Annotated in this window: 11 protein-coding genes; 1 reads left to right on the top strand and 10 read right to left on the bottom strand. The window is 50.0% G+C overall.

The window, feature by feature from the left end:
• Nucleotides 1-2: 2 nt before the first annotated feature.
• From sufB to trmJ, 5 genes are all read right to left on the bottom strand, one after another.
• Nucleotides 3-1,439, bottom strand: coding sequence for a Fe-S cluster assembly protein SufB (gene sufB, locus ACXAFQ_RS16065; RefSeq protein WP_474824436.1), 1,437 nt, complete (start codon nucleotides 1,437-1,439; stop codon nucleotides 3-5).
• A gap of 297 nt (nucleotides 1,440-1,736) precedes the next feature.
• Nucleotides 1,737-2,900, bottom strand: coding sequence for an IscS subfamily cysteine desulfurase (locus ACXAFQ_RS16060; RefSeq protein WP_474824435.1), 1,164 nt, complete (start codon nucleotides 2,898-2,900; stop codon nucleotides 1,737-1,739).
• A complete protein-coding gene (gene iscR / locus ACXAFQ_RS16055; protein WP_070125702.1) occupies nucleotides 2,897-3,385 on the bottom strand; it encodes a Fe-S cluster assembly transcriptional regulator IscR in 489 nt (162 codons plus the stop codon). Before iscR ends, ACXAFQ_RS16060 begins: the two co-directional genes overlap by 4 nt.
• 102 nt (nucleotides 3,386-3,487) lie before the next feature.
• Entirely contained in the window at nucleotides 3,488-4,309 is an 822-nt protein-coding gene (gene cysE, locus ACXAFQ_RS16050) for a serine O-acetyltransferase (RefSeq protein WP_474824433.1), read from the bottom strand.
• A 10-nt stretch (nucleotides 4,310-4,319) separates the two neighbouring features.
• On the bottom strand, nucleotides 4,320-5,033 hold the full coding sequence (gene trmJ, locus ACXAFQ_RS16045) for a tRNA (cytosine(32)/uridine(32)-2'-O)-methyltransferase TrmJ (protein ID WP_474824431.1): 714 nt from the start codon (nucleotides 5,031-5,033) through the stop codon (nucleotides 4,320-4,322).
• A 208-nt stretch (nucleotides 5,034-5,241) separates the two neighbouring features.
• Between trmJ and suhB the strand changes: the two genes are divergently transcribed.
• Nucleotides 5,242-6,021 carry an inositol-1-monophosphatase gene (suhB, locus tag ACXAFQ_RS16040; RefSeq protein ID WP_474824429.1) on the top strand — a complete coding sequence of 260 codons (780 nt, stop codon included), beginning with the start codon at nucleotides 5,242-5,244 and terminating at the stop codon, nucleotides 6,019-6,021.
• A 278-nt stretch (nucleotides 6,022-6,299) separates the two neighbouring features.
• Here suhB and secF read toward each other — a convergent pair whose 3' ends face one another.
• From secF to queA, 5 genes are all read right to left on the bottom strand, one after another.
• Nucleotides 6,300-7,241: a protein translocase subunit SecF gene (gene secF / locus ACXAFQ_RS16035; protein WP_474824427.1), complete on the bottom strand. Its 942-nt coding sequence runs from the start codon at nucleotides 7,239-7,241 to the stop codon at nucleotides 6,300-6,302.
• A 12-nt stretch (nucleotides 7,242-7,253) separates the two neighbouring features.
• Entirely contained in the window at nucleotides 7,254-9,098 is a 1,845-nt protein-coding gene (gene secD / locus ACXAFQ_RS16030; protein WP_474824425.1) for a protein translocase subunit SecD, read from the bottom strand.
• Nucleotides 9,099-9,152: 54 nt separating this feature from the next.
• Nucleotides 9,153-9,491: a preprotein translocase subunit YajC gene (gene yajC / locus ACXAFQ_RS16025; protein WP_474824423.1), complete on the bottom strand. Its 339-nt coding sequence runs from the start codon at nucleotides 9,489-9,491 to the stop codon at nucleotides 9,153-9,155.
• Nucleotides 9,492-9,515: 24 nt separating this feature from the next.
• On the bottom strand, nucleotides 9,516-10,628 hold the full coding sequence (tgt, locus tag ACXAFQ_RS16020) for a tRNA guanosine(34) transglycosylase Tgt (RefSeq protein WP_474824421.1): 1,113 nt from the start codon (nucleotides 10,626-10,628) through the stop codon (nucleotides 9,516-9,518).
• Between the two features lie 156 nt (nucleotides 10,629-10,784).
• On the bottom strand, nucleotides 10,785-11,822 hold the full coding sequence (gene queA / locus ACXAFQ_RS16015) for a tRNA preQ1(34) S-adenosylmethionine ribosyltransferase-isomerase QueA (RefSeq protein ID WP_474824419.1): 1,038 nt from the start codon (nucleotides 11,820-11,822) through the stop codon (nucleotides 10,785-10,787).
• Nucleotides 11,823-12,071 lie beyond the last annotated feature (249 nt).

The following is a 12,071-nucleotide window of genomic DNA, read 5'->3' as shown; positions in this document are numbered from 1 at the left end:
TATTACCCCACTGAACCTTCAAGACTAATTTCGAGCAGCTTGCCAGCTTCAACGGCAAATTCCATTGGTAGCTCTTTGAATACTTCTTTACAGAAACCGTTAACGATCATCGACACGGCTTTTTCCGGGTCCAGACCACGTTGCTGGCATAAGAATAACTGCTCATCGCTCACTTTCGACGTAGTCGCTTCATGTTCTACAATGGCGGTTGGGTTTCTGCTTTCGATATACGGGAATGTGTGTGCACCACACTGGTCGCCGATTAACAGCGAATCACATTCGGTAAAGTTACGGGCGCCGTCTGCACGGGGGCCCATCTGCACCAGACCGCGGTAAGCGTTGTTACTCTTACCGGCGGAGATCCCTTTCGAGATGATGGTGGAACGGGTATTTTTACCCAGATGAATCATTTTGGTACCGGTGTCGGCCTGCTGTCGACCGCGGGTCAGTGCTACTGAGTAAAACTCACCCACACTGTTGTCACCTTTCAGCACACAGGAAGGATATTTCCAGGTTACGGCTGAACCGGTTTCAACCTGCGTCCAGGAAATTTTGGCATTGGTGTGACAGATACCGCGTTTGGTCACGAAGTTATAAATACCGCCCTTGCCGTCTTCATCCCCAGGATACCAATTTTGTACCGTAGAATATTTGATTTGCGCATCGTCCATGGCAACCAGTTCTACCACTGCAGCGTGCAGCTGGTTCTCGTCGCGCTGTGGCGCAGTACAGCCTTCCAGATATGACACATAGCTGCCTTCTTCGGCAACAATCAGGGTACGTTCGAACTGACCGGTGTTCATTTCGTTAATACGGAAATAGGTGGACAGTTCCATCGGGCAACGAACGCCCTTGGGAATGAATACAAACGAGCCATCGGTAAATACTGCACCGTTCAGCGCCGCATAGAAATTATCTGTGCGCGGCACTACCGAGCCCAGGTACTTCTTAATCAGTTCAGGATACTTATGAACGGCTTCAGAAATCGGGCAGAAAATAACCCCGGCTTCTTCCAGCTTTTCGCGGAAGGTTGTAACAACAGACACAGAGTCGAAAACCGCATCAACGGCCACACCCGCCAGCATTTCCTGCTCGTGCAGAGGAATACCCAGCTTTTCGTAGGTGCGCAGCAGTTCAGGATCTACCTCGTCCAACGACTTCGGTTTATCTTTCATGCTCTTCGGCGCGGAGTAATAAGAAATGGCCTGGAAATCCACTTTAGGATATTCCACATGGGCCCACTCCGGCTCTTCCATTTGCAGCCATGCGTTGTATGCTTTTAAACGCCATTCAAGCATCCACTCCGGCTCGCCCTTCATTTCTGAAATGCGGCGGATAACGGATTCGTCAAGCCCGTTTTCGAAGGTTTCAGACTCGATTTCTGAATAGAAACCGGCATCGTACTTTCGCGAAAGCGCCTGATCGATCTGTTCACTCATTATTGGATCTCACCTGTTTGCCTGAAAATGCAGGTTTACTTTGTGCCGGGGCCATGTCGGTCTTGCTCCGGCGTCACTGTACGTCATTCAAATACAGTCGAAACCTACACGATAAATCGGTCTAAATTGTATAATACCTGACTATTTCACTCAAGAATTAGCCCGGTAGCAGAACACTGGCGGACAGCTTTCATGCAAGACCGCTTAAAAAAGCGTGCGCATGATGCCCGAAACTACACAGCAGTTCAATGTTTACGCGGTTCAGCACCGCTTAAACGCTGCCATTTGCTAGCATGATTAGGCTCCGCGAAGCCCGCTAACCACGGTTGTGACTTTATCAATCACATAATCAATGTCTTGTTCGGTGGTAAACCGCCCAACACTAAAACGAATGCCACTGTGCGCCAGTTCAGCACCCATGCCCAATGCAGCTAGTACATAAGAGGGTTCGAGACTGGCAGAGGTGCAGGCCGAACCAGACGATACGGCAATATCATTCATCGCCATCATCAGGCTTTCACCGTCCACACCACCAAAGCTTACGTTGAGGTTACCCGGCAGACGTTTTTCCGGGTGGCCGTTCAGATACACGTTATCGAGTTGACGGATACCCGCCCATAGCTTGTCGCGAAGCGCAGCGATTTGTGGCATTTCTTCGCTCATGTTTGCACAAGCAATGGCAATGGCCTCACCCATGCCTACAATTTGATGCGTCGGCAATGTACCCGAACGCATACCCCGCTCGTGACCACCGCCGTGAATTTGCGCAGTAATGCGTGCCTTTGGTCGACGACGCACATACAGCGCGCCAATGCCTTTGGGACCATAAATTTTATGCGCTGAAATAGATAATAAATCCACATCCAACGCGCTCATATCGACGGCAAGCTTACCCACAGACTGGGCAGCATCGACATGAAATAAAACCCCTTTTTCACGGCAAATTTTGCCAATCGCGGCAATGTCTTGTATCACGCCAATTTCGTTATTGGCGTGCATTACGCTCACTAATACCGTGTCGTCACGAATGGCATCTTTCACCTGCTGTGGTGTAATCATGCCCTGTTTGTCGACTTCAAGAATAGTGACTTCGCAGCCTTTTTTCGCCAGTGCATCACAGGTATCTAACACCGCTTTGTGCTCGGTGTTCACGGTAATGATATGGCGACCTTTTTCTGCGTTTGCTTCAATGGCACCCGCAATCGCTAGGTTATCTGATTCTGTAGCGCCGGAAGTGAAAATAATTTCACGTGGATCACAATTAATAGCGTCTGCAACCTGATTACGGGCAACATCTACCGCTTCTTCTGCGACCCAACCGTAACGGTAGGTCCGTGACGCCGGATTCCCGAAATTACCGTCGATGGTTAAACACGCCATCATTTTTTCTGCCACAAGCGGGTCTACCGGTGTGGTGGCGGCATAATCCAAATAAATAGGGTGTGAAACGTGATTGCTCATGACAACTGGATGCTTACCTTAATATCATCAAGTGGTTTGAGAACAGAGGTGTTTTTGTCCTGACGGCCTGCAACTTCCTGAACCTGGCGCTGCGACATCAATTCGCCAAGGGTAATTGAGTCGAGGAACACGCTAATGCGGTCGCTCAAGTCCTGCCACAGGCTGTGGGTAAGACAGCGTTCGCCGCCCTGGCAATCTGCCTGCCCCTGACAACGAGTGGCATCGACAGATTCGTCGACGGCGCGGATAACTTCACCAACCGCAATACGCATGGCGTCACGGCCTAACAAGTAACCGCCGCCGGGTCCGCGCACGCTGTCTACCAGCTTTTCTTTGCGCAACCGAGAGAATAATTGTTCAAGATAGGAAAGCGAAATTTCCTGACGTTCGGAGATGTCCGCCAGTGGCACGGGTCCACGGGTAGAATGTAGCGCCACGTCAAGCATTGCCGTGACCGCATAACGTCCTTTTGAGGTTAATTTCATGACTTTCTCCCAGCGTAATCAGGGCCGGAATTGTTACATTCCCGACTAAAATGGTCAAGTATTTAACCTAGTAATTTAGTCAAGTATTATCTATCAGGTTAATCAGATTTTTGGGTCAAAATCGTCGAGTACTTCACCCTGCTGTGGAATGACCGGATCGATACCGGTATCGGCAAAATCCTCGGCTTTAATGGCTTGTAGGTTATCTGTACATACGTCACCGCCAAGGGAACGTATCACACCGCACAATTCTTCCACTTTGCTGTCCATCTGATGGATGTGCTCGAGCATTACGCCCATGGCATTGGCCACCGGGTCAGGATTGTCGGTAGCGACTGCGTAAGCATCGAATCCGTATTTTTCAGCAATTTTATGGCGTTTAGCCACCCGTGCATCATCCGGTGCAGACTTCTGCGTTTTAACAATACGGCCAGGAATACCAACCACAGTGGCTCCGGCAGGCGTGTCTTTCACTACCACCGAATTTGATCCAATCTTGGCACCTTCTGAAATCACGATTGGACCGAGTACCTTAGCCCCGGCACCGACAACCACGTTGTTTTCCAATGTGGGGTGACGTTTTCCTGCTTTCCAGCTGGTTCCGCCCAACGTAACGCCATGATAAATCGTCACGTCGTCACCGATTATTGCGGTCTCACCAATCACCACGCCCATACCATGGTCGATAAAGAAACGGCGCCCCAAGGTCGCCCCCGGGTGAATTTCTACACCCGTAAGCCAACGACTGAATGTCGATAAACTGCGTGCCAGCCATTTGAAATCGTGGGTCCACAGTTTATGACTCACACGGTGCAGCCAGATAGCGTGCAGACCGGGATAGTTGGTCAGTACTTCAAACGTGTTGCGGGCCGCCGGGTCACGGTGAAAGACCCCTTTAACGTCTTCTTTGATTCCTGAAAACATGAGCCATACCTTACTTCACAGATTTATCGATGGATGACAGGATGCCGCGCAGAATATTAAGCTCTGCACTTTCCGGGCGGGCGCGGTTAAACAGGCGACGCAACTTGGTCATCACCAAGCCGGGGTGATTCTTTACAATAAAACCGGTGCCGGACAAGGTGCTTTCAAGATGCGTATAGAAGCGTTCAAGATCATCATTCAGTGGATAATCGTTCTCGGTCGGCGGGAATGATTCTTTTTCCAGCCACGCCATGCGTACTTCGTAGCATAATGTCTGAACGGCTGCGGCCAGGTTCAATGAGCTGTATTCAGGGTTTGCAGGAATACATACGTGGAAATGACACTGCTGCAGCTCTTCATTGGTGAGGCCGTTATTCTCACGTCCAAACACCAGCGCCACCGGATAATCAGGCACTTCTTCGATGAGTTTGCGACCGCAGCTGCGTGGTTCCAGCATGGGCCAGGAGTGAGTCCGCGAGCGCGCAGATGTACCGACCACCAGACCACAATCAGCCACGGCTTCCTGTAGGGTGGACACGGTTTTCGCGTTAGCCAGCACATCGCCGGCACCGGCTGCCAGCGCGCTGGCATGTCCGTCGGGTGCGCTTACTGGGTCGACAAGATAAAGGTTACTCAGGCCCATGGTTTTCATCGCCCGGGCTGTGGAGCCGATGTTGCCGGTATGGGACGTGTTAACCAATACAATTCTGATATTCTCGAGCATGAGTAAAACCTTTCACCTGTTTTGCGGGTGGCGGATAATAGCACAATAGCAATCTGGATGGCTATTTCGCTTCACGGCATGAGGGCGTATTTTTAACCGCTTGCCATTGCATATTTTATCTGCTCTGGTACACTTCGCGCGCTTTTGACGTGTATGGTCAAAATCCATACAGCGTTTATCCTGATCTTTTACAATTGGTGGTTTACTTATGCATCCTATGCTGAATATTGCGGTGCGCGCTGCGCGTGTTGCCGGAACAATCATTGTGCGCGGTTTTGAGAATCGTGCTGACCTGACTAAAGAAGAAAAAGGCGCCAATGACTATGTAACGCAGATCGACAGAGAAGCCGAAAAGGCGATTATCAACAAAATTCAGCAATCATTCCCGGATCACAGTTTCCTGGGTGAAGAGTCCGGCGAAACGCACGGCAAGGATTCAGATTTTCAGTGGGTTATCGATCCACTGGATGGAACCACCAACTTTGTAAAAGGTATTCCTCATTTCTGTGTCTCTATCGCTCTGCTGCACAAAGGCCGTCTTGATCAGGCGGTGGTTTTCGATCCTATTCGCAGCGAAATTTTTACTGCAAGCCGTGGTCAGGGTGCCCAGCTGAATGGTTACCGCATCCGTGTAACCAAGCCTCGCGATCTGACTGAAACAGTACTGGCTACTGCCCTGCCATTCAAAAATAAAACCCAGTTTGGTGAATACGCCTTAGGCCTGAATAAAATCTTCCACGAGTGTGGCGATATTCGTCGCGGTGGTAGTGCGGCGCTTGATCTGGCTTACGTTGCCGCTGGCCGTATGGATGGTTACTGGGAGCGTGGTATTAAAGCGTGGGACATCGCAGCAGGTGAACTGCTGGTGCGTGAAGCCGGCGGTCTGGTAACAGATTTTAAAGGCAACAACGACCCGCTGTACAAAGGTGAAATCGTCGCCGGTAGCCCTAAAGTGGTTCAGGGCCTGGTAAAGCATTTGAAGGGCTAAATACCTGAGAGAGTAAACCGTTTATACAAATTGCTGCCTAGGTTTATCTGTAAATAGATTGAGCGGCAAAACAGAATAAAAGCCAGCGGACAGTCGCTGGCTTTTTCGTTTGTAGCGCCAGGCGTTGTGCTTGCTCCACAGGTGAGTCATCTATCCCAGCTTAACATACATTATCACACGTCCTTTCCGTTTCTTTCCGTTTTCCACGCTTTCTCATCGTCGGGCCAAAAAAAAGGCCGCGTGAAGCGACCTTTTAGATAAATAGTGAGCATCGCCTGTTATGGCAACGGGTCCATATCGGCACCTTCTTTCTCCACCTGCGGTGGCATCAGATCTTCTTTACTGATACCCAGCGCAAGTGCGACAGAGCTGGCAATATAAATAGATGAGTAAGTCCCCACAGCGACACCAAACAGCAGTGCAGTAGCAAAACCGTGGATTAGCGCCCCGCCTTTATAAAACAGCGCAACCAGTACCAGCACCGTGGTCAGTGAGGTAATGATGGTCCGGTTAAGCGTTTGCGACAGCGAGATATTTACAATCTCAGTAGGCTCGCCTTTACGGATTTTGCGGAAGTTCTCACGAATACGGTCACACACAACGATGGTATCGTTCAACGAGTAACCGATAACCGCCAACACCGCAGCCAGTACAGTAAGGTCGAATTCGATTTGCAGTACAGAGAACAGGCCTAATGTCAGAATCACGTCGTGAACCAGCGCAGCAACTGAACCCAGTGCGAAGCGCCATTCAAAACGCATGGCTACGTACACCAGAATACACAGCAGAGCCACTAACATGGCGAGACCACCCTGCTCTGTCAGTTCGTCACCCACCTGCGGCCCAACGAACTCGATACGTCGCATCTCAACGGCTTCACCGTCAGCGCGCAGTGCAGCGAGTACCTGATCGCCAATGGCAGAAGCTTTTACACCTTCCCGGGGGGCGATGCGGATAAGCACGTCCTGACTGCTACCAAAGTTCTGTACGACTGCGTCTTCAAAATCGGCACCGGCAAGCTCAGCACGGATTTTTTCCAGATTTGCAGACTCTTCATAGCCCACTTCAATCAGCGTACCGCCGGTGAAGTCCAGGCCCCAGTTGAGGCTATTCATGCCCAGCGATACGAGCGACCCTAAGATAAGAAGTGTCGACAGGACCATTGTCGCGACGCGCAGTCGCATGAAATTAACCGTATGGTTTAAAGATAATAATTGCATGATTACGGTTCCTTAAATCGGCAGCGACGTGACCCGACGTCCGCCCCAGATTGCATTGGCGATGACACGGGTAACCAGAATGGCTGTAAACATTGAAGTCGCAATACCAATCATCAGGGTAATTGAGAAGCCCTTAATCGGTCCCGTACCCACTGCGAACAGGATCATCCCGGCGATAAACGTGGTTACGTTAGCATCCAGAATGGTCGAGAAGGCACTGTCGTAACCCATATGAATCGCTTGCTGCGGGCTACGCCCGTCCCGAAGCTCTTCACGTATACGCTCGAAAATCAGTACATTGGCGTCAACCGCCATACCTACTGTCAGTACGATACCCGCCATACCTGGCAACGTTAGCGTCGCGCCCGGAATCATCGACATAACGCCAATAATGATGACCAGGTTGCTTATCAGCGCCACGTTGGCAATCAGACCAAACGCCTTGTAGTAGATGATCATGAAAACAAGAACCGCAGCCAGACCCCATACAATGGCCTGCATACCCATTTCGATGTTTTCGGCACCCAGGCTTGGGCCTACTGTACGTTCCTCAACAATCTGGATAGGCGCAATCAGTGCACCAGCGCGCAGCAGCAGTGACAGGTCGCGGGCTTCTTTCGGCGAATCCAGACCGGTAATCCGGAAGCTGCTACCGAGCTGTGCACGGATTGTCGCCACACTGATCACTTCTTCGTGTTTTTCAAATACCAGTTTACCGTCGGCATTACGCTCGCCGGTGGACTTGTATTCAATAAACACGGTAGCCATAGGCTTACCAATATTGCTGCGGGTAGAGCGCGACATCTTGTTGCCGCCCTCAGAATCCAGCGAGATGTTAACTTGCGGAATACCGTATTCGTCGACACCACTGTTAGCGTCAGTGATGTGGTTACCGGTCAGCATGATGCGTTTTTCCAGTAACTGCGGACGACCGTTTTGATCATCAATCAGCTGTGAGCCGGCAGGCACACGACCGTTTACGGCATCAGCGACATCGTGGTCGAGGTCAACCATTCTGAATTCCAGAGTTGCCGTGGCGTTCAGGATTTCTTTCGCGCGGGCAGTATCCTGGATACCGGGCAGTTGCACCACGATGCGGTCAGCACCCTGCTTCTGAACCAGCGGCTCGGCAACACCGAGTTGGTTAACCCGGTTACGGATAATGGTGATATTTTGTTTCACCGCATTATCACGGATTTCGCTCAGCTTAGCTTCAGAAAAAGAGGCGCGCAGGGTCATGCCTTCCACTTCTTCGAATGTCAGGTCGCGGTTCTGGTTACGCAGGAAAAATTCCGCGCTCTCCAGGGTGTCCTGATCACGGAACTGAATGTCCAGATAATTATCACGCTGGGTAACCGTGCGGTAGCGCAGTCCTTCTTCACGTAATGATGTTCTGAAACCACTCTCGGCATCTTCCAGCGATTTCTTTATGGCTTCACTCATGTCCACTTCCATCAGGAAGTGCACACCACCACGGAGGTCCAGACCCAGCTTCATCGGCGTACCGCCCAGATTTTCCAGCCACTCAGGAGTGTCCGGTGCCAGGTTCATGGCCACGTAATAGTCAGTGCCCAGTTCTTTTTCAAGCAGCTCACGGGCACGAAGCTGAGCATCTGAGCTGGTCAGGCGGACCAGGATTTGCTCACCCTCAAATTCGATTTCCTTGGCGGTGATATTATTATCGGCCAGCGTCTTCTCAACGCGGCTCACCATCTGTTCAGTCACTTTGCCGTCACGACCCGCAGAGATCTGAACGGCGTTATCTTCACCGTAAATATTGGGAAGTGCATACAAGGCACATAAGCCGATGATGACAATCGTCAGCAGCACTTTCCAGATTGAGTTTTTATTTAACACAAGAACTTCCTTTTACCGAAAAGCCGGGAAAAATCCCGGCTTTGGCAGTATTACTTAGATCGATTTCATGGTGCCTTTAGGAAGTACAGCTGATACAGCGGTCTTCTGGACAACAATGTTAGTCTCGTCGTTCAGTGCGATTTCGATGAAGTCTTTTTCTTCTGAAACCTTGGTGATGCGACCCACTAAACCACCCTGGGTAAGAATTTCGTCACCTTTACCCAGTGATGAAACCAGATTCTTGTGCTCCTTTACTCGTTTTGCCTGTGGGCGATACAGCAGGAAGTAGAAAATCAGACCAAATACACCCAGCATAATGAGCATTTCAAAGCCGCCGCCCTGTTGAGCACCACCAGCGGATTGCGCGTAAGCATCAGAAATAAACAAGCTCATAAATTCCTCTTTAAACGTTTGTTGTTATAGTGCCGGTACCGGCATGTCTTTTTGTGCGTAAAACTCTTTCACAAAACCTTCCAGGTCATCTGCATCGATGGCATCGCGCAGCCCCTGCATTACACGCTGGTAATAACGAAGATTGTGAATAGTGTTCAGGCGAGCGCCCAGAATCTCATTACACTTATCGAGATGATGGAGATATGAGCGGGAATAATTTTTACAAGTGTAACAATCACAATTCTCATCCAGTGGCGAAGTATCATTACGATGTTTCGCGTTGCGGATTTTTATCACACCTTCAGTGACAAACAAATGACCGTTACGGGCGTTACGGGTTGGCATTACGCAGTCGAACATGTCGATACCGCGACGTACCGACTCAACCAGATCTTCCGGCTTACCCACGCCCATCAGGTAACGGGGTTTATTTTCCGGAATCTTAGGCGCCGTATGCTCAATGATGCGGATCATGTCTTCTTTCGGCTCACCCACAGACAGACCGCCTATGGCATAACCGTCAAAACCAATCTCTTCCAGACCGGCCAGAGAAATATCACGAAGGCCTTCGTACATGCCACCTTGCACGATACCGAACAGTGCAGAAGGGTTTTCACCGTGGGCTTCTTTACTGCGTTTCGCCCAGCGAAGTGACAACTCCATAGAGATACGTGCTTCCTGCTCGGTAGCGGGATACGGCGTACACTCGTCGAAAATCATCACGATATCGGAGCCCAGATCACGCTGGACTTCCATGGATTTTTCCGGCGTGAGCAGAATTTTTTCACCGTTAATCGGAGAACGGAAGGTTACGCCTTCCTCCGTGATTTTGCGCAGATCGCCAAGGCTGAATACCTGGAAACCGCCAGAATCGGTAAGAATAGGCTTGTCCCAGTGCATGAAATCATGCAGGTCGCCATGCTGTTTGATGATGCCAGTACCAGGACGCAGCATCAGGTGGAACGTATTCCCCAGACAAATATGCGCGCCACTGTCTTTAAGCTCTTCCGGCGTCATGCCTTTCACGGTGCCATAAGTGCCTACAGGCATAAAGGCCGGCGTTTCTACCACGCCTCTGTCGAAAACCAGACGACCGCGTCTTGCTTTGCCGTTGGTCTTAAGTAGTTCAAATTGCATTAAAAACGATATCCTGAACTCGACTGCGCCCGGTTCGGACGCGTGGATAAATAAAAATTTGGCGGCGATTATAACAGTTTCAGCGCACAGATCATGCTCTAGAGCGCGCCGGACGTAAAATTAACCGCAAGTCACTGTCAGTAGTACAGTGAACGCCTATTCAGCTTTTTCAATAAACATGCTGTCGCCATAGCTGAAGAAGCGGTACTCCTTCTCAATCGCGTCTTGATACGCTGCCATGACATGCTCGCGGCCAGCAAATGCGCTAATCAACATCATCAACGTGGATTCCGGCAAATGGAAATTGGTAAACATGGCATCGATGATTTTGAAATTGAAACCTGGATAGATAAAAATATCGGTATCGTCAAAGAACGGCGCAATCAGTTCATCACCCGCGGCTTTAGCAGCAGATTCCAGGGAGCGAACAGATGTGGTACCCACTGCGATTACGCGGTTGCCAGCAGCTTTGGTTTTCAACACCACATCCACCACCTCTTTAGGCACTTCAGCATATTCAGAATGCATGATGTGGTCATTGATATTCTCAACTCGCACAGGCTGAAAGGTGCCCGCTCCCACGTGAAGAGTGACAAAAGCCAGATTCACGCCCTTGGCACGCAGTGCAGTGAGCATTTCATCATCGAAATGCAGGCCAGCAGTCGGCGCGGCAACCGCACCAGGCTTCTGATTGTACACGGTCTGATAACGTTCTTTGTCACTGCTCTCATCAGCACGGTCGATGTAGGGTGGCAATGGCATATGACCGTATTGCTCTAATTGCGACAGCACCGAAGCATGCTTTTCAAATTGCAGCAGGAATAATGCCCCTTCTCTGCCGGTAACGGTCACTTTCACGTTGTCTTCAAGCAAAAGTTCGGCGCCTGGCTTGGGAGATTTACTGGCGCGGACATGGGCAAGAACCTGATGGTCGTCTAAAATACGTTCTACCAGTACTTCGATTTGACCGCCAGTGGCCTTTCTACCACGCAGGCGAGCCGGAATGACCCGGGTATTATTGAACACCAAGAGATCGCCGGGATTTACCAGTTCGAGCATCTCTGCAAACTGGCGATGTACCACCTCGCCACTGGTGCCGTTAAGGCACAAAAGGCGGCTGGCACGACGTTTTTCGGTAGGATATTTCGCAATCAGACGTTCCGGCAATTCGAAACTAAAATCAGATAATTTCATTTTTCACTTCAAAATCAGCACATTAAAAATCATAAATACATATCAGTATATTTTTTTATAACTCTTTATATTTCGCAATACGCATAAATATTATACAACGACGACTTAAACGGTTAAGCTTTGGACAGATAGTGATGATGTTCTCCCAAACAAATCCTATTCTGACCCGACTATTTAGTCGGGTTTTTTTTGCTCAAAATTAAGCAAATGCATAACAAAGCGTCTGCGCAAGAGACGCTCACGTCATAG

The sequence above is a fragment of the Alteromonas sp. ABH2_165 genome (assembly GCF_056159945.1).
Note: the sequence above shows the minus strand (reverse complement) of the source record. Positions and strands in the feature narration are given on the sequence as shown.

Bases quoted from the DNA above. Each gene is read 5' to 3' on its own strand.
- sufB (WP_474824436.1), bottom strand. From the start codon at position 1,439: ATGAGTGAACAGATCGATCAGGCGCTTTCGCGAAAGTACGATGCCGGT.
- ACXAFQ_RS16060 (WP_474824435.1), bottom strand. From the start codon at position 2,900: ATGAGCAATCACGTTTCACACCCTATTTATTTGGATTATGCCGCCACC.
- iscR (WP_070125702.1), bottom strand. From the start codon at position 3,385: ATGAAATTAACCTCAAAAGGACGTTATGCGGTCACGGCAATGCTTGAC.
- cysE (WP_474824433.1), bottom strand. From the start codon at position 4,309: ATGTTTTCAGGAATCAAAGAAGACGTTAAAGGGGTCTTTCACCGTGAC.
- trmJ (WP_474824431.1), bottom strand. From the start codon at position 5,033: ATGCTCGAGAATATCAGAATTGTATTGGTTAACACGTCCCATACCGGC.
- suhB (WP_474824429.1), top strand. From the start codon at position 5,242: ATGCATCCTATGCTGAATATTGCGGTGCGCGCTGCGCGTGTTGCCGGA.
- secF (WP_474824427.1), bottom strand. From the start codon at position 7,241: ATGCAATTATTATCTTTAAACCATACGGTTAATTTCATGCGACTGCGC.
- yajC (WP_474824423.1), bottom strand. From the start codon at position 9,491: ATGAGCTTGTTTATTTCTGATGCTTACGCGCAATCCGCTGGTGGTGCT.
- tgt (WP_474824421.1), bottom strand. From the start codon at position 10,628: ATGCAATTTGAACTACTTAAGACCAACGGCAAAGCAAGACGCGGTCGT.
- queA (WP_474824419.1), bottom strand. From the start codon at position 11,822: ATGAAATTATCTGATTTTAGTTTCGAATTGCCGGAACGTCTGATTGCG.